The following is a 20,001-nucleotide window of genomic DNA, read 5'->3' as shown; positions in this document are numbered from 1 at the left end:
AGCATTTTTGTAATACCATTAAGTTTATTTATGGATTATTTTTTCAAACCTTTTAGCGACATTCTCAAACGAAGAATCATATCCTGTATTAATACCATTTTTACTAAGATTCTGCTTTAATTCTTCGTTTTCAAATACCGTTTGAATATTTGTTACAAGTGCATTTACATCACAAACAGGAGACAATAAAGCATTATATTTATCAATTGCATATTCATGTACTCCTGTATAATCAGTTGAAACAACTACACATCCACAAGCCATCGCTTCTAATCCTGGAAGTCCAAATCCCTCATCCACAGATGTACACAAAAATAAAGTAGAATTATTATTAATAGTTGCAACCTCTTCTTGACTAATATTTTGATAAAAATTAAAATATTCTGGGAAATCACTTGGCCTCTTCTCGTTACTTATAACATTTATTTCAACATCATCATACAATTCATAGACTCTTTTTGCTACATTTATGGCATACTTTCCTCCTTTAGAATAATTTGAGCGATATTGAAAAACTATTGAATGTGGTGGCCTCTCAGTCAGTTTTTTTCTTAAATAAAAAATCGAAGTATCAATTCCATTTGAAATATTAATTGATTGAGAGAGTGAGTATTTATCAACAATGCTACTTAACCATTTTGATACAGTAATATTTGTCATTCCAAATCCATAAGTATTTTGTACCTTACTATCAGGAAGCACCCAATTTTCATAGTCCTGAATTAAATAATACTTTTTTCCATTAATGTCCGGTAAGTTATAAACAAATTCTGCCGTATCAACTGCAGTAGCAATTATTGCATCTGATATTTCAACTCTTTCTTCATCACTAAATACTACATTCTTTTTAATACGACTATCAAGCTCTATCCACTTCGGTCTTAATTTAACACTAAGGCGTACTAATAATTTTCTAAATACTTCTGGTAAATGTGCCCGCGCCCACATATCAGGCTTAACAACTAGAATATTAACATCATATCCTTTGCTAGCTAAAAAGTTAGCCAATTTAAATATAATTAATGGACCACCTCCAATTTTTCTAGGAATAGTCTTAACAACGAATGTTACCTTCATTTCATCCTCCAATTACAAGAATTTGTTATTAGTCATTAGTGACATAAAAGTAGATTCAAAATTTCCAAGCTTTTGTATTTGTAAATAAAAAAGCAATACTGAAATAATAATTGTTAAAAAATTGTAAAAAAAACTATTCATCACTTTTTTATTAACATCAGATATCTCATACTTTGAACATCCTAGATAGTTTAACAATATACCATATCTTTGAATTCTATATATATCTGGCATCATCGGTATTATTAATACGGTAGTAAATAGCATAATTTGACTATTCATAATCAGAGTAACAAATTCATTTTTCTCTTTTCCTTCATTACTCCCTTCGTTGGAAGCAATCTTTGTATTCCTATAAGCAATATATATAGTACTAATCAACAATAAAAAAGAGATAATAACAGCAATAATCATACTTTTTATTTGATTTGAAGAATAATCAATAGTTCTTCCAAGTATGTCATCAATTTTTTTCCCAATTACTTGCTCACCCAATACTTGAAATAAGTTAGCCTTTGCAATGATAATTAATAGCAAAGCAGTATATATTACCACTTTAAAATTCTTTTTTATACTTACTCTATTACTTAATAAGAATAGCAAAAAGAAGATATTCGAAAAATGTATGAGAGATCCAATAATAACGAAAAAACAAAACTTTACATATTCTTCTTTTCCTATTTTATTTTTTAAAATTTGGTGAATCCCTATTAGAACAAATGTAAATCCAAGACTATTTCTAATTTGAACCATATCTATACAATAAGAGAATATCCCATATAATCCAAGTACAAAAGAAAAACGTTCAGTATTATTCCTTATAAACCAAGCATATATTCCTAGGATAAATCCATAAATTATCATCAAAAAATAATCAAAAGGAACTTTTAAGCTATTAAAAAAAAGCATAATAATATTAAAACCATATTCTGTTTGCTTCTGAAATCCCACATAATTAAAATATCTAGCAATATAGATATCTCTATCCGCACATTGTGTGCAAAAAGCAGCTATGAACCATAATAAAAATAAATAAGAGTAAAACATAAATTTTGATTTAGGAAATAATAGTGACAAAAATGTAGATAAAATAAAAATAAAGAACAACATAAATCAAGCTCCACATTAAAAACAACCATAAATGATTTTCAAAATAAAGAAGCACTTACCACTATTTGATAGACTACTTCTCTGTATTTTCAAAATTAGTTTAAATTTCAATAACAAACTATGTTTATAATTTGAAACTAGATTAATAATTTCTTTATTGTCTTTACTCATATAACTTTTGTAATATTTACCGATTTCACTAACCATCAAAGAAAATTTATTTTCAATTCTTTTTGCTCTAGCAATCCTTTCAAATACATTTTTTTTCATACTACCAATAACATTATTTTCATGTTGTCTATACAAAATATGAGGCGTTGAATCACCAATAACAGTACCTCCACAGCTTAAACAAATTAAGTGGGCCCAAGTATCATGCATCGTGACAAAACAAGGACTTCCTTGTTTTAATAAATGCATTAATTCCTTATTAAACACCATAGTACACCCTGGTATTAGACTTCCCGTAGCAATCGAATCTAATAACGATGTAGTATGAACAGTATCTGTGTACAAAGAACCTATAGCATTCAATTCCTTATCAACATTACATGTCGCACAATAATACAATACAGGTATTTTATCATAATCTTTAATCTGTTTAACTGCAGAAATTAATTTATCTTCAAGCCAAACATCATCTTGATCACAAAAAGCAAAATAATCATAATTTTGTATAGCACTATTCTGTATTAACCACATAAAACTTCCAGATGGTTTCAAATTATCACCTTGTTCAAAATGAATATTATTACAATTCTTACAATACTCCTTTATTATAGAAATTGTTTTATCACTTGAACCATCGTCTCTTATAAAAATATCAACATCAACCTCTTTTTGATTAATAACAGAATCAAGTTGCTCTTTTATATAAAGACTCCCATTATACGTGGACATCATCACTAAAATTTTTGACATATTTTTTCTCCTAAATACGCAATACCAAAATCTAGAAACAATCCTTTAATTCTTGGATAATACTCCCTATAAACTATCGCTAATTCAAAAAATAAGAATATATTCTTAGTTTTTAAAAATTTAATCCTATTCTCAATGGCTTTATTAAACATACGGAAAAAATCTTCTTCATCTGAAACTCTAGGATTCTTATCTATATATGTAATAACAGCATTATTCTGCCTTATCATTTTCTTCAACTGTAAAATTCGTGCTTCTTTATTCCTATTTTTTTTGCTACTATTTCTTGATGTGTTGTTATTATGTAATCTACGAGTAATCGTTAATTTATGCAAGTAAAAACAAGAATCGTTTAACATCGCATATTTCCACAAAAAATCATCATGTGCCCAATCTAAAATCCAATAATTTTTTATAGTATTAAAAAAGGATTTTCTAACACACATTAAACATCCCGATCTTTGAATGTGCATGTTCTTTTTGTTTTGTTTAACTTTTTCAACAGAACCATTGAATTTCATAGTATTTGTTTCCATCACTTCTACATTAGAATGTTTACCCTCTATGACCTCAAAATCATTAGCTCCAGATAATAAATCTACCTGCATATTTGATTCCATGACAGATAACATATTTTCTATTTTATCACTTTTCCAAATATCATCCTGATCACTCAAAAAAACAATTTCATATTTTGCATCATCAATCATATCAATAAAATTTTTAGCATAGCCTTTATTATATGGGTTTTCTACGATTTTCCAATTTTTTAAGTTATTTTTCTTTAAATAATTTGACACAATTTCAACTGAATTATCAGTAGAGCCGTCATCACATATTAAAACCTCATCAGGCATTCTAGTTTGATTTTTGATTGAATCTAACTGTTCAATAATAAATTTTTCCCCATTGTACAATGCAACAACCACAGTTGACGTTAATTTTTTCATTTCAATACCTATACCATTTTTCATTAGTGATTGAAGAATCACTATTATTAATCCCTACCATCTCTTGCTTAACTCTAACAAAAATTTGAAATAAACTTCGTGACAATAATTCTTTTATCTTCCTTACCTTATATTTTCTCACCATAAAATTACGCGAAACCTCCCCATCATAAGGATTGGTTTTTAATAGATCATTAATTAATGGTTTACCAATATAAGATTTATCAATATAACCTTCAGGACAAATCCAGAAGCTATCTTTTGAAATATTAAATTTGTTAATTTTTCTCTTTTGCATATGAATATAAGCAATTTTTTGATAAAAAACCTCATTGTTCTCTGCTTTACATCTATACAAATTACCTTCCTCCCAATAATAAGCTTGATTTTTCGGATTATTTTTGGCGCTTCTTGATGTCAGCTGTCGATATTTAGTATCAGCATCGATAAAATTTAATCCATAATGTGCTTTTAAATTATTTTTCCTTGCAATCCTCTGAATCCCAGTACATTCATCAAATGCAAAAATAGCATCTCGTTTCACTACAGTCCTATAAGAAAAACATCCACCACGCAACATAAATAAACAGTTAGTCTCTTCGCTATTTCTAATCAATGTCAGATGTCCAGCATTAAATAGTGCATCATTACTGTTTAAAATATCGTTTGTTATAAAATCAGATAACTTTCCAAATATTAAATCTAGATCACAGTATCCCCAGAAATCATAATCTTTAATATAGTCTTTAAATAATAAACCAAACATAGGTCTAAAGTCACAAATTCTATAAGGCCTTTTAATGTTTATATTTTTTCCCAAAATCTTACGTGCATTCTTAGAAAAATCAAACAAAGTATATTCTTTCAGAAAAACATTTTTAGGTAACTTTCCACTGTAAATATCATCTGTTAAAATTAAAAAGTCAAAATCCCCATTAAATTCAACACTTTTTAACCAAACTTCAAAATAATCAGGAAGTTTTCCAAACCAACATATTATAAACAAACATTTATTCATTCTTCTTTGACCAATTTTCCTTTTTTATTAATACAACTTGTTTAAGGTAATATTTTAGTTTTCAATCTCTGACTCTATCATGCCAAGATATTTACCTAATAACTTATGAGATTCATCCAATATATCAAATCCTTTTCTTGAAACTATTTTATCAGTATGATCTCTTCTATGCGATTGAAAAGACGATAAAATATTTTCAGACCAATCTTTTGCAGAAGTGTCAAGTGGCTTAAATATAGTTGATTCTAAAATTTTTGTCTCTTTTGTCATATCTTTAGAAAAATAACACAAAAGTCCTGTTGCTTGTGCTTCTACACCAACCACAGGCAATCCTTCGTAAAGTGACGGAAGAACAAATACATCATATACTTGATATAACTCATGAACATCGCTCCTTTGTCCCAAAAAAAATACACAATCAGAAAGCGAAAGCGTTTCAACCTTTCTTTTTACTGCCTCTAATAATGGACCTTGACCAGCTAGTAACAAAATAGAATCACTATATTTTTTATGAATCTCAAAAAAAATATCTATCAAAAATGAGTGATTTTTCTGCTCAACAAATCTTCCAATATGACCAATCACCAAAGTACTGTTATGTATCATCAGTTCTTTTCTCTTTGCCTTACGAAGATTTTCATCATAATGAAAAATTTTCAAATCAACAGCATTATTTAATAAATAAACTTTCCCCTCATCGTAAGTTTTATTTCCAAACAACCACCTACCAGCCAACTCCGAACAACACATATAGTCTGTTGCAAAAACTTTACTAAATGGTCGTAAAATTTGTTTTAACAGATTTTTCTTTTTCTCTCTTTTGTTGGTAGTTGAATGAGAATGAGCGATTCTTACTTTCACACCCGCTCTTTTAGCAGCAAACAAACTAAAAACAGACAGTGTATTTATATGAGAGTGAACTATTTGGTATTTTCCATTTTTTAGTATTTTCTTTAACTCTCTATGATACTTAATAACTTTTTGATATGGAGGAACAAGAATAACTTTTCCACCTAATTCTTTTATCTCATCATAAGGAATATTCGTTGAATCATCATCACAAATAAAATCAAATTGAATCTTCGATCTATCAATATGACGATAATAATTCATAACAACAGATTCCACTCCACCACCAACCCATTTCCCAATAATATGAGCTACTCTAACTGGTTTTTCCTTAATCAATCAAAATTCCTTTCTAAAAAATAAAAGAGAGTTGCAGGTGTTATCTGCTTCCCTCTCTCTTCAATACTACTTTAACTGTTTTTGCGAGGATTTTGATATCTTCGCTAAAGCTCCAATCTTGAATATACTTCATATCAAGTGCGACAACTTCCTCAAAATCAGTGATATCACTACGACCACTAACTTGCCAAAGTCCTGTGATACCAGGCTTTGTAGTTAATCGTTTGAAATGATGTAATTCATAATGATGGTATTCATCAAGCGTTGGCGGACGTGTCCCGACAAGAGACATGTCACCTTTTAGGACATTGATGAATTGTGGTAACTCATCAATAGACCAATCGCGAAGCTTGTGCCCAAATGGAAAGATTCGAGGGTCATCTTCCATCTTGAACATCAAATTAGTATCCAAATCATTCTGCGCTAACAATTCTTTTTTACGCTCCTCAGCATCTGTATACATACTGCGGAACTTGTAAATGTCAAAAACTTTACCGTTTTTGCCGACCCTTTTCTGCTTAAAGATTAAAGGACCGGGTGATTCTTTCTTGACAATCGGAGCGATGATAATAGCAGCAATTCCTGTTAGAATAATACCAGCTAAGGCTCCAACGATATCAAGTAAACGTTTAAGAATCAACTGACGGCATTTGACGATATTGACCGCTGTTGTGACAAAGGTTAGATTGCCAAGTTTTTTAACAACACTATCTGAGACATAATAATCAGACAGATTACCAGCTTTAATGGTCGTTGGAATACCAAGTAGTCTGATATAACGACCAATTTCTCTAAAATCACTCTGATAATTAGTATTGATAAAAATTTCATCAACCTGATGGTTAGCGACAAAATCACGAATCTCATCGACTTCCCAGATAACTGGGTACTCCAAATCGCTACGCTTATTGTGACTAACATAAGCAAGAACTTGATAGTTGTTACTTTTTAGTACTTCTTCAAGTTTGTCTTCGTCACTAAAATCTGTCACCAAAAGAATTTTCTTAGAATCTGATTTCTTAGGTTTAAGACAGCTTTTGACAAAAATTCGTCCTAGAAATACTAAAGCCGTCACAACAAGGAAAAGATACACCAAGAAATAATAAGACATACTTGCAATATCATGGATGAATCTAAATTTTCCTAAAATCAGAACTAATGACAGCAGAACAACTGTTCTAGTACCATAGACAATTGATGCTTTAAACTCTTGAAAATAACCTCTATTTAAAACATTTGAATACTCATCATTCATGACACTGATAAGAGCTAGAAGAGCTGCAAAGATGATGCCAAAGAAATTACTCCCAAAAAAGTGATAGGGATAAAAACTGGCCAAAATCTTATAAGCTACTAATAGCGCTACAATGTCAGATAGAAGATAATAAACTTTCTTTTTCGAATCTTCGCTATACATTCTCCCTATCCCTTTCAAACTTTACATATATAGCTTAATTTTTAGCTTTTTTACGGCTAGATTTATCTGACTTTTCTTTTTCATCTTTACCGTATTTTCCATAACCGTAGCCATATCCATAGCCGTAACCGTAGCCATATCCATAGCCGTAACCGTAGCCATATCCATAGCCATACTTATCAGCTTTAAAGTCAAAGCGATTAAGAATAACTCCTAGGAATACTGAACCACTTTGTTCTAGTTGATCTTTAAGTTTTGTAATAGTACGACGTTTATCGACACCAGGTTTTGTGACCAAAAGGCTAGCATCTGAACTGTGAGCGATGATGGCGGCATCAACCACACGACCAAGTGGCGGTGTATCGATAATGACATAATCATAAAGATCACGGACAGTCTCAATCATCTTATCATAGTTATCATTTTGAATCAGTGATGTTGGATTCGGTGGAATCTTCCCTGCTAGGATGACCATAAGATTATCAACTGTCGTATCACAGATAACATCAGATAGCTCTGCATTACCTGATAGGTAACTTGATAAGCCTTCGTAGCGTTCTTGTGATTTAAAAGTTCCTGACATAACAGAGTGACGCGTATCAGCATCAATCAAAAGAGTGCGAAAACCTGCTTTTGCAAAGGAGATGGCTAAGTTTGTCGCAGTCATTGATTTACCTTCACTTGGTTGAGCAGATGTTAAAGTAATCACTTTAAGATTACGCCCGCTAAATTGGATATTGGTACGGATAGAATTGTAATATTCTTCCAGCGATTTAACCATTTGAGCTTTTGCTCTAACTAATTCTAATTGTGGCATGAGTTATACAATTCCTTTCCTTATAATTTATCGACGTCTGGCACCACACCAAGAAGGGTCATACCAAGGACTTCTTCAATATCTTCTGGACGACGCACACGATCATCAAGCACTTCCGCAACCAAGATACCAACAACTGCTAAGAAGACTCCAGCAAGAGCACCAATAGCAGCATTTTTCTTAACATTTGGTGATGATGGGTGGCTTGGTTTTGTCGCAGACTCAAGTGTTGTCACGTCATCTACTTTTGTGACAGCTTTGATCTTTTCAGCGGCTACTTGTCGAACTGTATTTGCAATATCACAAGCTCTTTGGGCATCTGTATCAGTGACTGAGATAGAAATCACACGTGTATCTGTTGGAATATTGACTACAATTTCCTTAGAAAGTGCACCTGATGACATTGAAAGTTTTTCTTGGTCAATAACTGATGATAAGACTTCACTTGATGTGATGACTTCTTTGTAGTCGTTAACCAAGTAAGCTCCGGCTTGAAGATCTTGGTTAGTTAAATTTGCCGTATCGCTACTTCGGCTAACCACATAGATGCGTGTTATTGAAGTGTATTTTGGTTTAATGAAGAAAACACTACCTAGTAAAGCAATTGTCCCAACCAAAAGGCCAACAAAAACGATGAAGAATTTTTTACTCCATAACTTTCTTAACAAGTACAAAACGTCAATTTCGATACTTGCTTTGTCATTTGTATTCATATAAACTCCTATAAATCTTTATTTTCTAATAAGGTTTTCGCATTTCCTTCAAAAAGGGCGTAAGCACGTTTTCTACCAAAATCTTTGGTGATAATTTCACGTGCTTGATCCATGTAAGGTGGACGAAGTCCTAAGTTATGCATATCACTTGCTACGATGTGAACTAGATTTTTTTCTAAGAAATAACGTGCTCGTTTCTTAAAGACACGATTCTTATCACCAAAGAGTCTTGGCTTTAAGACATGGACACTATTAATCTGTGTGTAGCAGCCCATGTTAATCAATTCACGTACACGGTCTTCTTGATTTTCAAGCGCATTGTACCGTTCGATATGAGCAATGATTGGTGTCACACCAAGCATGAGAACTTTATTGACTGCCTCATGAATCTCTTTCCATGGCGTTGTCATGCTAAACTCAATCAAAGCAAACTGAGTATCTGCCATCCGAGGAACTTTATGATGTTCTAACTTATCAAGCAGAGCATTGTTATAGTAGAGTTCTCCACCATATAGAATTTCTAAATCCTTAAACTTAGCTTCTGCTGCTTCTTTAACTTGCTTAAAGTTAGCAAAGATTTTCTCTTCTGGGGTCTTAAATAAATCACGTCTACGATGAGAAGTTGAGACAATGGTCCGCACCCCTTGGCGATAGCTTTCACCAATAAGGGCTAAACTTTCTTCTATAGTAGAGGGACCATCATCCACATCAAAGACGATGTGCGAGTGAATATCTATCATCTAACTTATTTACCTTCCATAACATCTTTAATGGCTTGCGAAGCTTTAGCAACACTAGCATCATCTAGCTGAATCATATAAAGGCTTGATGATGGCATCGCATAAGAAGTTAATTGACCAGTTGAACCTGTACCAGTGACTTCTTGTGACGTTACCGTAAATTTCTTACCTGAATCCAGTTGAGTATTAACTAACTTCATCATGGTATCCAGTTTCATATTTGTCTGGATAGAATCTTGAACATTCGAAATAACTGATGAGTAGTTTGAGACTGATGATAACGAAGTCATTTTATTGAGAATAGCTTGGATGACTTTCATCTGGTTATTACCGCGATCATAGTCACCATGTTCAAGACTATAACGTTCACGAACAAAAGCAAGAGCTTTATCCGAATCAAGAGTCACATTTCCAACTGGAAAATCATAGTTACCATGAAGACTTGTAAATGCCTGACTATTATAAACCGTTACACCACCTAGTGCATCAATCAACTTCAAGAAGGAATCAAAGTTAAGACGAGCATAGTAGTCAATGGTGATGCCATAGAGGTTTTCAAGAGTTTTCTCTGAGGTTTCAACACCATAGATACCAGCGTGGGTTAATTTATCGTATTGATCAGCACCGCCATCTGGAATCTTAACATAAGCATCACGAGGCGTTTCCGTCATCAAAATCTTATGAGTATTCATATTAACTGTTAAGATTAAGTTGACGTCTGAACGTGAGACCGTTGAGATTGAACCATAGGTATCAATACCACTGATGTAAATGTTAAAGACATTTGAATCATGAGCTTTGGCTTCATCTTTGATACTTGTCTTAATCTTATAAGAATAGATGGTCTTAAGATTTGATTGGAAATTCTCGTAAGACATTTCAAGCAAGCTTGAATAAGCACTGTTAAAGACCATTGCCTTGCTTGAGCCATTAACTAAGTTCTCATAAGCAGCTTGATAAGAATCAACTTTTTCTGTTACTAAGTCTACTCCCTTTTCTGACTTAATATGAGACAACAGTTCATTGATATTGCTACCATCAGCATCTGTCGGTGCTTGAACACTTGTGAGGTCAGATACATCATTAACTGAGCTATTACTTGGAACAACCACACTCATCTCAATCTCTGAGTAAGAAGCCGTTTCATTCATATTATGTGCTACATCAACCAATGACTTAAAGGCAAAGAGGGATACTGCAGCAATGATTGAAAAGACAACCAAAAGGACAGTTGTTAAAACCCTGCTCTTTTTAAGAATGCTCAATGTTAAACACAAAGCAAAAATAGCTACTAATATAATAGTATAAACAACGTTAAGATGTCTAAATGCCAAGATATGATGAGCATACATCATATAAGTGGCAAGACCAGCAAGCACAGCATACAAGACTAAAAGCGCCGCATTCACAATCTTCAAATCAGCAAACCGAGAGCGCCGCCGTGAGCTCTTATGGTGCTTATGATGACTACTGTGATGGTGACCATGGTGACTACCATGATGATGTGAGTAAGTCGGCATTTTTTCTCCAATCATTATCATCTAAATTCAAAAGTTCCTCTTCCAGCAGCTACATGTATCACCTCTCCATCAACCATCTTCCCAGCATCACTTACAAGTATCTTTGCAATTGTTGCAACCTCTTCCGGCATCACTAAACGTCCATAATTATTTTCGTCAGAAGAAATTGAATCGCCTTCTTTAATTCCAATCAAACTTGTAGCAGTAGACCCCGGAGCAATCGCATTAACATTAATGCCATAAGAAGAAAATATTTTGGCTAACCCTTTTGTTAAGCCATTAATTCCCCATTTTGAAATTCCGTATGGTGACCAAGCAGGCTCTGCTCCTCTGGATGAAGAAACTAGTAAAATACTTCCTTTAACATTATTTTCTTGCATATATTTTCCAATAGCTTGACACGCAAAAAAAGTTCCTTTTAAATTAATATCCATTACTCTATCAAATTCACTTGGTGTCATTGTCCAAAAATCCACATTTTCAGTGTGAACACCAGCAGAGTTAATAAATATATCTAACTTTTTATGCTCATCAACTATTTTCTTTATAATATCATTAAATGATTCTGGTTTTGAATAATCCATAACAAGCGTATCAAAGCCCTCTATTTCTAGAGAAGCTAATTTTTTCCTATTAGTTCCTGCAACTACAACATCGCATCCTGATTCTCTTAGGGATTTTGCAATTGACAATCCAATTCCACCAGTTCCACCTGAAATAAGAGCTACTTTATTATTAAACTCATTTCTCTCTGAAATCGGACAAATAATAGGGGTATATTCTTTGCGAGAAATAATTTTTTTTATTTTAGATTTCAAACTCATAATTTCACTTCCCAATTCATCACATCTTTCGCCAAAGCTGCCCTATTTTTCCTTATAGAACGTTTTGCTGTAGTAACAGTAAATACTGTTCTTAAAATCATACTAACTTTATTCTTAAAAGTTAGGTCACTATGAATAAGGCGACCAGGAAGAAGCTTTAACATATTTTTTTTACATTCATAATATTTTGATTTATTTTGCTTCAATGTATCTGTAGCAATAATCAAATAAATAACATACTCTTGATTTTTCCATATATGATAATTACAAGCTTCTTGCAATTTTTTATCTTGTATTATAAGATGATTTTTTATATTTTTTATATTCCATTCTGCATTTAGCCCCATCTCTAATTTAAAATTAGTAAGCCCTGAATTTACATTATTCAACCTGTAATTATATACTTTTCTATGCCCTACACCTACTTGATTCGAGTACTGTGCCGCTGTTGATGAAAAATACAACCCCTCACCAGACCATGGAACTGAAAATAAAATATTGTTATTTTTAAGTAATTCTGTCTTATATAGTTTGTTCCACGGACCAATTTCCATTTTTGGATAAATAATTGCTGTAGCCGCTTCAGCTGCTGACCATACTTCGATTTTATCGTTTTCGGTTTGTTTTCTATCCCTCGTTGTAAAAATTTTATCGGATAAAGCCATATCTGAATTAGTCGTTAAAGCAATATTTAATAAATACTCCACGAAATCTAGTTCTAACCAATCATCTCCATCAATAATAGCTACATAATCACCAGTAACCGCAGCTAATCCATCATTTCTTGCTTCACAAGCGCCACCATTTTTTTTATGAATTACTTTAATTCTATCATCTCTTTCAGAATATTCATCGCATATTTTTCCACTATTATCTGGCGAGCCATCATCAACTAAAATTATTTCCAAATTATTATACGTTTGATTAATAATAGAATCAAGCAATTTAGGTAAAAATTTCTCAGATTTATATATTGCTACAATTAATGAAACCTTTATATCACTCATAATTATCTCCCAAAATTTATTTTTTTAATCATTTTATTCCAAATATCACTCAAAATTTTACTGTACATCATAAGCAAAAAGATAAATAGCATTATTTCTACTACATATAACTTAAAACAGTCGCTAAAAAATAATAACAGTGCACCCTGAATTACTAGTACGATATAGGAAAAGTAATGGTTCAGTAAGTTTATCTTTAAACTAATATGCTTCTTTACATGTTCTATACGGATTAACCACACTACATAATAAGAAATAAGTGTTGCAATTGCAGAACCTAAAGTACCGATAAAATATACAAGAATTATATTTAAAATAATATTCAATAAAGCACCTGCTAATGTAGAATTTCCAAATAGTTTTGAATCCTTAGTTGCCGCAAAAATTCCACCAAGAAATCCTGCCAAAGAACCAAAAACAATGGCAATTGTCAAAAAAGGTACGTATTTCCAAGCGACAAAAAAATCTTTCGAGTATAAGAAATGGGCAAGTATTCGAGAGGTGATTATAATACAAGAACAAATCAATACCATTCCGCAATTATAAAAATTGTATACCTTTGAAAAAAATCCATTTCTATCTTCTGAATCAAAATCCCTTACTGCCGACATTGTCCAAGCTTGACTAAAAATAGTTTGAAACATATTCAAAATTGAGGGGATTTTATAGCCAACTGAATATATCCCCATTTCTGAAACTCCAAGTAACCAAGTAACAATATACCTATCTGAACTATTATTAATCCACCATCCAACATTATTAGCAATTAAAGGGATAGAATAATTTCTCATATCCCCTTCAAGTCTCTTATCTATTTCAGGTGTTATATACAACCACAGTCTACAAGATATAAACAGATAAATAATTTGCGCAGATATCCCTAATATATTTGCAACAAAATAGCCATGAAGTCCTATTCTTAAAACAAGTAAAAGAAATAAATTACATGCAATCATAGTAGCTGAGCATATAACCCCTCCTATGGCGGTTTCTTTAACTCTTTCTATTCCCCTAGCAAATGCAGAAAAGAAAGTATTAATTGCCGTAAGAATAAATAGTACAGGAAAGTAATACCAATACTTATTAACTGTCGGAAAAATACCGAATATGTAATTAAAAGCCAGAAATATGATCGATAAAAGGAACCCCGCTAAAGAATACTTCAATCCAATAGAAAAAGCTTCTGAATGCTTATCCTTTTCTTCCAAACTAAACAATAAGACGGCATCGCTTATATTTAGTGTAACAACAGGAATCAATAAACTGATTGTTGTATTAAATAAATCATATGTTCCATACTCAGATGTAGTTAAAACATTTGTATACAACGGAACTAGAAAGAAAACCAATAGTTTTGTTCCAAATTGACTCAAAGTTAACAATCCGATATTTTTAAACAGATATTTATAACTTTTCATGCTTAATTATCCTTCTATAGATTTTTTTAAATAATCTCTTATTTTGTAACGTTCTGTGTTGAATAAAGAATCTGAATTCCACTTCTTTTCCTCTTCAAAATTAAATTTCAATTCTCCTTCAACAAATCTTTCACTCATATCAACTCTACGTAGTAAATCAATTATTCTACTACTTTGAGAATTTCCGTGCAAATACTGACGTTCAAAAGTTAAAAATTGTGTTTCTAAATTCAAAGAAAATAAAGTTGAATGAAATGAATCTGTGAATACATACATAGCACCCTCAATTAAAGACACATAATCATACGGACCTATATCGATAAATTGATAATTAGCCAATTCTTCATATTCCTTATAGTCATTACAGATACCAAACACTCGGCAATTGTACTTTTTCAAAAAAGAATTTATTGTCTCAATAGCTACTTTATTAGGTTTATTTAAAAAGTGAAGAAGTATATAGTTTTCTTCTTGAATTCCTTGTTGAGCAAATTCTCTCCATTGTTTTTTCGACATTATCAATGTTGGATCTGGTAACCTATACGCCTCTTTTCCAGTTAATTCCCTTACTATTTTTTCTCCAGACTCTTCTCTAACAGAAATAAAGTCAAATTCATTAAGAGCTTTTTTTACATCGTTACGATAATAAGTTTTAACATTTTTCGTACCAAAACTTGGTGCCAAAGTAATTTTTTTATCCCTACTCGTAAAAGTTAAGAACCCCAGACTATTATAGCCATTCCAAACTTGATCACTCCCAGTAATAAAGAAATCGAATTTTTCATCTAATTTTGCAAGTTTATCTATATTACATTTTTCTACAAGGAACACTTCCTCAACAAACTCAGACATTTTTTTCTGAGTATTCTCAGACAATAAGTTAAGTTCAAGTTTAGATAATTTTCTCATTTTCTTTCTATTAATAAAAAATTCTGGATATCTTATAGATTTAATTGCTAAAAAGGGTAATCTCTTTATTTTATCAATTATTGTTCTATCATATGTTGCACTAATAATTTTACAACATGCTCCACACTTTTCTACATATGAATATGTAGAATATGCTTGAAGAATTGACCCAAAATTATCTCTATACAGTGTAACTAATCCGATTTTTTTCATATAACTCCCCAAATATTTTTTCGTAATTCCACGAAATTTTGCACTTATAGTGCAATTCGAAAGATTTCACTAACGTTCCTATTTTAGCACTTTACAAGAGTTATTGCAATTTCAAAAAAATCTGAAATTTTACATGATAATTCGTATACTTTTAATAAATATTAGTTTTGACAACGTTTTACTTCCTTTAAAAATACCATTTTTATGAGTTTGTTACGTTTTGGTTACGTTTTTGAAAAAAAGTCATCTTTATGTAATTGTTCGGTTTTAGACGCTTCTTTTTGTACATTTTTAAAATTTCGTCCATTTTTAGAGAGCCTTTCCAAACAAAACATTATTCCCACTATTAAAACGGCAAGCGCAATCATTAGAAAAAATCATTCTATTTTTATCTAAACCTTTAATCGAAAAGTTCGTTTTTTTATCGCTTTCACATCTACTACATTTCCACTACTTGCGGGATTTGCGATTTTGAGCTAAACTAAGGCTATGAGAATACAACAATTACATTACATCGTTAAAATCGTGGAAACAGGCAGTATGAACGAGGCAGCAAAGCAACTCTTCATCACACAACCCAGTCTATCAAATGCCGTTCGTGATTTGGAACGCGAGATGGGGATTGAGATTTTCATTCGTAATCCTAAGGGAATCACTCTAACTAAAGACGGGGTTGAGTTTCTTTCTTATGCGCGTCAAATCCTTGAGCAGACAGCACTTCTCGAGGAACGTTATAAGAGTAAAAATACCAACCGTGAGCTTTTTAGCGTCTCAGCGCAGCACTATGCTTTTGTCGTCAATGCTTTTGTTTCCCTTCTGAAAAAGACAGATATGACACGTTACGAGCTTTTCCTTCGTGAAACCCGAACGTATGAAATCATTGATGACGTCAAAAATTTTCGTTCTGAAATCGGAGTGCTTTTCCTAAACAGCTATAACCGCGATGTCTTGACCAAGATGTTTGATGATAATCATTTGACTTATACGAGTCTTTTTAAGACTCGTCCGCACATTTTTGTCAGCAAAAACAATCCGCTAGCTGAAAAGTCACTTGTGACTATGGAAGATTTGGAAGAATTTCCTTATCTTAGCTACGATCAAGGGATTCATAACTCTTTTTACTTCTCTGAAGAAATCTTGTCACAAATTCCACACAAAAAATCAATCGTTGTCAGTGACCGCGCGACGCTTTTTAATCTCTTGATTGGTCTTGATGGTTACACTATCGCTACAGGTATCTTAAATAGCAACCTCAACGGCGATGACATCGTCTCAATTCCGCTTGACGTTGAAGATATGATTGATATTGTCTACATTCGCCACGAAAAAGCTAACCTCTCAAAAATGGGGGAACGCTTTATCGATTACTTACTTGAAGAAGTACAATTTGATAAATAAAAAGTTCTTGGACAGAGTCCAAGAACTTTTTATGCTTCATTGTCTTAATTCATGCTTTATTATCTCATTGATTTTGTCAAAATAGAAAGTCTTTGTGTCATATTTAACGCCTGCATAAATGGCTAAATCAATGATTTTATCTAGAAAGGCTTGCGATGAGAAATTCGTTGTGCGATGAAGTTCTTCTTCATCAAATGGTTTAATCAGATGAGCAAGAGGGTTTCGGACAGATTTCTCAAATTGACGAAGCTCTGTGATTAAGTTTTTAATATGATCTGGCAACTGACTGTATTGCAAGAGCTCTGCTAAACTACGAGACGTCACCTTTGCATCACGGCGAATCACCAAATACTTATGAAAAATAGGATAGTCGCTCTGCTTCATTTCTGTAAAAAGCCAAGTATCATACTGATCATTTTTAGCATCATGGATAAACTCTTCTAGATTAGGAATCTCATGCTTTGCTAAGCGATAAAAAAGCCTGTATAAAATAGGACTTACTGAGCGGACAAAATCAATGATATTACCATTTCTAATTTTCGCTTCTAGGTCCATGATATAGTTGGCCAATTGTTCTTCTTGTCTATGATTCGTAATCAAATCAAAATCATACTGACGCCAAATAGCCTTGTTTTCAGATTGATGAGCAAAAAGAAAATCAACGTTTAATTCACGACGCTCTTTTAGCATTTCTAAAAGATAGCGGCTTGTCGATGGAAAATCTGCATGCTGCTCTGCTATTTTCCAAGCGTGATTATAAGCATAGACATCCAAAAGGATGTCTATCGTCTCGTATATTTCTTGCATTAATCAGCAATAAGAGTCTCAAGACCGACTTTCATCATGTCTGTGAAAGTTGTTTGACGTTCTTGAGCTGTTGTGTCTTCGTCAGCAACCAAGCTATCAGAGATTGTCATGATACCAAGTGCTTGAACACCGTGTTTGGCAGCGAAATAGTAAAGTGCAGCTGCTTCCATCTCAACGGCTTTCACGCCAAGTTGACCAAGTTTGATGTTGTTTTCTGCGAAATCAGAGTAAAAGGCATCAACTGACAAAACACTACCAACGTGTGTTGTCATACCAAGGTCTTTAGCGATGTGGTAAGCTTTATCAAGCAATGTGAAGTCTGCGATTTGTGGGAAATCGTATTGTGGCCATTCGTTTTTAATCATGCTTGATGTTGTTGCGGCTGCTTGCGCAAGGACAAGTTCACGCACGTGAACGTCTTTGTTAAGTGAACCTGCTGTTCCGACACGGATTAATTTTTTAACGCCGTATGATTGGATAAGTTCAGTCGCATAGATTGAGATTGAAGGCATACCCATACCTGTTCCCATAACACTGACACGTTCACCTTTGTAAGTACCTGTGAAACCAAGCATTCCGCGGACGTTGTTAAAGCAAACAGCATCTTCTAGGAAGTTTTCAGCGATGAATTTTGCACGGAGTGGGTCTCCTGGAAGTAAGATTTTATCTGCGATTTCGCCTTGTTTGGCTTCGATATGGATTGACATAATTTTTCCTTTCAATATATTCAATAAGTTTTTTGATGACAATAGCTAGCGCTACTGCGATTAATAAGACTGGCAGAGCTTGAAGCTTTTGTCCTGTAAATGAGACAACTAAGCCTACCGCTGTCAGCGGTGCATTCATGGTAATAGCGAGAAAGACACTTGAACCAATTAACATGGCTGAAGTCATAGAAAGCCCTGGAATGGCTAGCTGACAAAGACAAGCGCCTAAGAAACCAAGAACAGCCCCCATTGAAAATGACGGTGTCAAGGTACCTCCGTAAGCACCATTTTTTAGCGTCAGCAAAACTAAGCAAGCTTTGATGAGTAAAATAGCAAGTGCATACCAAACTCCCATGCCATCAAAGACAGCTTGTGCCAAAGCTCCGCCATTTCCCAAAATCTCAGGAAAGTAAAGGGCAAAACTAGCTAAGAGCAGGAAGGTTAAGGGCAACTTCCACAAAATAGCTTGATGCGTCTCTTTCCCTGCTTGTGCTTTCTGCGTCAAGCGGCGGAAAATGTGAGCAAGCGGGGTGATGAGGGCCGCAAGAAAGATAGCTAAAAGGCATGTCCCTAGGTTAAGCGAGACTTGTCCAGCTTGGTATAAGGGTGCGTCTGAGATGACAAGTCCTGCTACCAAACTCGCTAAATAAGTCGTTAGCGTCACCCAAAGGATGTTTAAAAAGGATAAGCCTAAGCCAAGCGTCTCAAAGGCAAAGAAAATACTAGCAATAGGCACTTGGTAAACAGCTGCCAAACCAGCTGACGCCCCACAGATAATGGCGAGACGTCGATCCGGCAAACTAAGCTGGAAGCGGTCAGACAAGCGACCTGCACCAAGAGCTCCTAACTCTCGCGGTGCCCCTTCTTTTCCGATAGGTGAGCCTGCACCAACCGATGCCACTTGCAAAAAGATATTAGCCAAGTGAATCATAAGTGCTGGGCGTTCCGCCTCTACGGTCTCAGCTTTTATCTGAGCTTTAACAGAGATAATCTGACGATTCTTGCGCTGCAGGACATACCAGATTGCTGCTGAAATACAACCTGCTAGCACAATTAAGATAAACTGTCTTTGTGAAACAGCTTGAACCTTTGCCTTTTCACCATGGCCTAAAACTACTTTCTCAACGACTTCTAAAAATTCATGAAGTAGAATGCCACCAAGACCTGCGACGACTGCTGTCAGCACTAATGCTGACAAAAAGCGCCATTTATACGACCAGTCATGATTTTTATCTGATGTTGTCATC

At 33.5% G+C, this 20,001-nt stretch carries 19 protein-coding genes; 1 reads left to right on the top strand and 18 read right to left on the bottom strand.

The features are described from left to right. Positions 1–24 precede the first annotated feature (24 nt). The 15 genes from GPZ88_RS08225 to GPZ88_RS08155 all read right to left on the bottom strand — a co-directional run bounded on the left by GPZ88_RS08225 (position 25) and on the right by GPZ88_RS08155 (position 15,842). Positions 25–1,077 carry a glycosyltransferase family 4 protein gene (locus GPZ88_RS08225; RefSeq protein WP_074639170.1) on the bottom strand — a complete coding sequence of 351 codons (1,053 nt, stop codon included), beginning with the start codon at positions 1,075–1,077 and terminating at the stop codon, positions 25–27. 12 nt (positions 1,078–1,089) lie between these two features. After that, positions 1,090–2,124: an EpsG family protein gene (locus GPZ88_RS08220; RefSeq protein WP_240915115.1), complete on the bottom strand. Its 1,035-nt coding sequence runs from the start codon at positions 2,122–2,124 to the stop codon at positions 1,090–1,092. Between the two features lie 78 nt (positions 2,125–2,202). Beyond that, positions 2,203–3,108 (bottom strand): glycosyltransferase, encoded by a 906-nt coding sequence (locus GPZ88_RS08215; RefSeq protein ID WP_166044019.1) that lies wholly within the window; start codon positions 3,106–3,108, stop codon positions 2,203–2,205. After that, positions 3,093–4,058, bottom strand: a complete 966-nt coding sequence (locus GPZ88_RS08210) for a glycosyltransferase (protein ID WP_159428375.1) — start codon at positions 4,056–4,058, stop codon at positions 3,093–3,095. Before GPZ88_RS08210 ends, GPZ88_RS08215 begins: the two co-directional genes overlap by 16 nt. Position 4,059: 1 nt before the next feature. Continuing rightward, complete coding sequence (locus tag GPZ88_RS08205) at positions 4,060–5,076, bottom strand: DUF6625 family protein (protein WP_074639174.1); 1,017 nt, start codon at positions 5,074–5,076, stop codon at positions 4,060–4,062. A 54-nt stretch (positions 5,077–5,130) separates the two neighbouring features. After that, on the bottom strand, positions 5,131–6,264 hold the full coding sequence (locus GPZ88_RS08200; protein WP_074639175.1) for a glycosyltransferase family 1 protein: 1,134 nt from the start codon (positions 6,262–6,264) through the stop codon (positions 5,131–5,133). A gap of 40 nt (positions 6,265–6,304) precedes the next feature. Then, positions 6,305–7,681 carry a sugar transferase gene (locus GPZ88_RS08195; protein ID WP_166044017.1) on the bottom strand — a complete coding sequence of 459 codons (1,377 nt, stop codon included), beginning with the start codon at positions 7,679–7,681 and terminating at the stop codon, positions 6,305–6,307. Between the two features lie 34 nt (positions 7,682–7,715). After that, the gene (locus GPZ88_RS08190) at positions 7,716–8,498 is read right to left on the bottom strand and encodes a tyrosine-protein kinase (RefSeq protein WP_166044015.1); all 783 of its coding nucleotides are present in this window, start codon (positions 8,496–8,498) and stop codon (positions 7,716–7,718) included. Between the two features lie 20 nt (positions 8,499–8,518). Beyond that, positions 8,519–9,211 (bottom strand): Wzz/FepE/Etk N-terminal domain-containing protein, encoded by a 693-nt coding sequence (locus GPZ88_RS08185; protein WP_074639178.1) that lies wholly within the window; start codon positions 9,209–9,211, stop codon positions 8,519–8,521. A gap of 8 nt (positions 9,212–9,219) precedes the next feature. Next, complete coding sequence (gene cps4B / locus GPZ88_RS08180) at positions 9,220–9,951, bottom strand: capsular polysaccharide biosynthesis protein Cps4B (RefSeq protein WP_074639179.1); 732 nt, start codon at positions 9,949–9,951, stop codon at positions 9,220–9,222. Positions 9,952–9,956: 5 nt separating this feature from the next. After that, positions 9,957–11,471: an LCP family glycopolymer transferase CpsA gene (gene cpsA / locus GPZ88_RS08175; protein WP_166044379.1), complete on the bottom strand. Its 1,515-nt coding sequence runs from the start codon at positions 11,469–11,471 to the stop codon at positions 9,957–9,959. 17 nt (positions 11,472–11,488) lie between these two features. Beyond that, complete coding sequence (locus GPZ88_RS08170; RefSeq protein ID WP_074639180.1) at positions 11,489–12,295, bottom strand: SDR family NAD(P)-dependent oxidoreductase; 807 nt, start codon at positions 12,293–12,295, stop codon at positions 11,489–11,491. Then, positions 12,292–13,302, bottom strand: coding sequence for a glycosyltransferase family 2 protein (locus GPZ88_RS08165; RefSeq protein ID WP_074639181.1), 1,011 nt, complete (start codon positions 13,300–13,302; stop codon positions 12,292–12,294). Before GPZ88_RS08165 ends, GPZ88_RS08170 begins: the two co-directional genes overlap by 4 nt. Before the next feature lie 2 nt (positions 13,303–13,304). After that, positions 13,305–14,720 (bottom strand): lipopolysaccharide biosynthesis protein, encoded by a 1,416-nt coding sequence (locus tag GPZ88_RS08160; RefSeq protein WP_074639182.1) that lies wholly within the window; start codon positions 14,718–14,720, stop codon positions 13,305–13,307. Positions 14,721–14,726: 6 nt separating this feature from the next. Then, positions 14,727–15,842 carry a polysaccharide pyruvyl transferase family protein gene (locus GPZ88_RS08155; RefSeq protein WP_166044013.1) on the bottom strand — a complete coding sequence of 372 codons (1,116 nt, stop codon included), beginning with the start codon at positions 15,840–15,842 and terminating at the stop codon, positions 14,727–14,729. Between the two features lie 489 nt (positions 15,843–16,331). On the opposite strand from GPZ88_RS08155, the gene GPZ88_RS08150 reads away from it, so the two are divergent. Beyond that, positions 16,332–17,240: a LysR family transcriptional regulator gene (locus tag GPZ88_RS08150; protein ID WP_039697075.1), complete on the top strand. Its 909-nt coding sequence runs from the start codon at positions 16,332–16,334 to the stop codon at positions 17,238–17,240. A gap of 36 nt (positions 17,241–17,276) precedes the next feature. Here GPZ88_RS08150 and GPZ88_RS08145 read toward each other — a convergent pair whose 3' ends face one another. The 3 genes from GPZ88_RS08145 to GPZ88_RS08135 are packed head-to-tail and all read right to left on the bottom strand — an operon-like array spanning position 17,277 to position 20,000. Further along, on the bottom strand, positions 17,277–18,047 hold the full coding sequence (locus tag GPZ88_RS08145) for a LytR family transcriptional regulator (RefSeq protein ID WP_074625872.1): 771 nt from the start codon (positions 18,045–18,047) through the stop codon (positions 17,277–17,279). Beyond that, positions 18,047–18,754 carry a purine-nucleoside phosphorylase gene (deoD, locus tag GPZ88_RS08140; RefSeq protein ID WP_166044011.1) on the bottom strand — a complete coding sequence of 236 codons (708 nt, stop codon included), beginning with the start codon at positions 18,752–18,754 and terminating at the stop codon, positions 18,047–18,049. Before deoD ends, GPZ88_RS08145 begins: the two co-directional genes overlap by 1 nt. After that, positions 18,711–20,000, bottom strand: a complete 1,290-nt coding sequence (locus tag GPZ88_RS08135; protein WP_166044010.1) for a chloride channel protein — start codon at positions 19,998–20,000, stop codon at positions 18,711–18,713. Before GPZ88_RS08135 ends, deoD begins: the two co-directional genes overlap by 44 nt. Between the last annotated feature and the right edge of the window lies 1 nt (position 20,001).

It is taken from the genome of Streptococcus ruminicola (genome assembly GCF_011387195.1).
GTDB classification, from domain to species: Bacteria; Bacillota; Bacilli; order Lactobacillales; family Streptococcaceae; genus Streptococcus; species Streptococcus ruminicola.
This window is presented reverse-complemented; position numbering and strand designations above follow the sequence as displayed.

Bases quoted from the DNA above. Each gene is read 5' to 3' on its own strand.
- GPZ88_RS08195 (WP_166044017.1), bottom strand. From the start codon at position 7,681: ATGTATAGCGAAGATTCGAAAAAGAAAGTTTATTATCTTCTATCTGAC.
- cpsA (WP_166044379.1), bottom strand. From the start codon at position 11,471: ATGCCGACTTACTCACATCATCATGGTAGTCACCATGGTCACCATCAC.
- deoD (WP_166044011.1), bottom strand. From the start codon at position 18,754: ATGTCAATCCATATCGAAGCCAAACAAGGCGAAATCGCAGATAAAATC.
- GPZ88_RS08155 (WP_166044013.1), bottom strand. From the start codon at position 15,842: ATGAAAAAAATCGGATTAGTTACACTGTATAGAGATAATTTTGGGTCA.
- GPZ88_RS08150 (WP_039697075.1), top strand. From the start codon at position 16,332: ATGAGAATACAACAATTACATTACATCGTTAAAATCGTGGAAACAGGC.
- GPZ88_RS08170 (WP_074639180.1), bottom strand. From the start codon at position 12,295: ATGAGTTTGAAATCTAAAATAAAAAAAATTATTTCTCGCAAAGAATAT.
- GPZ88_RS08205 (WP_074639174.1), bottom strand. From the start codon at position 5,076: ATGAATAAATGTTTGTTTATAATATGTTGGTTTGGAAAACTTCCTGAT.
- GPZ88_RS08185 (WP_074639178.1), bottom strand. From the start codon at position 9,211: ATGAATACAAATGACAAAGCAAGTATCGAAATTGACGTTTTGTACTTG.
- GPZ88_RS08190 (WP_166044015.1), bottom strand. From the start codon at position 8,498: ATGCCACAATTAGAATTAGTTAGAGCAAAAGCTCAAATGGTTAAATCG.
- cps4B (WP_074639179.1), bottom strand. From the start codon at position 9,951: ATGATAGATATTCACTCGCACATCGTCTTTGATGTGGATGATGGTCCC.
- GPZ88_RS08210 (WP_159428375.1), bottom strand. From the start codon at position 4,058: ATGAAAAAATTAACGTCAACTGTGGTTGTTGCATTGTACAATGGGGAA.
- GPZ88_RS08145 (WP_074625872.1), bottom strand. From the start codon at position 18,047: ATGCAAGAAATATACGAGACGATAGACATCCTTTTGGATGTCTATGCT.
- GPZ88_RS08135 (WP_166044010.1), bottom strand. From the start codon at position 20,000: ATGACAACATCAGATAAAAATCATGACTGGTCGTATAAATGGCGCTTT.
- GPZ88_RS08225 (WP_074639170.1), bottom strand. From the start codon at position 1,077: ATGAAGGTAACATTCGTTGTTAAGACTATTCCTAGAAAAATTGGAGGT.
- GPZ88_RS08160 (WP_074639182.1), bottom strand. From the start codon at position 14,720: ATGAAAAGTTATAAATATCTGTTTAAAAATATCGGATTGTTAACTTTG.
- GPZ88_RS08165 (WP_074639181.1), bottom strand. From the start codon at position 13,302: ATGAGTGATATAAAGGTTTCATTAATTGTAGCAATATATAAATCTGAG.
- GPZ88_RS08215 (WP_166044019.1), bottom strand. From the start codon at position 3,108: ATGTCAAAAATTTTAGTGATGATGTCCACGTATAATGGGAGTCTTTAT.
- GPZ88_RS08220 (WP_240915115.1), bottom strand. From the start codon at position 2,124: ATGTTTTACTCTTATTTATTTTTATTATGGTTCATAGCTGCTTTTTGC.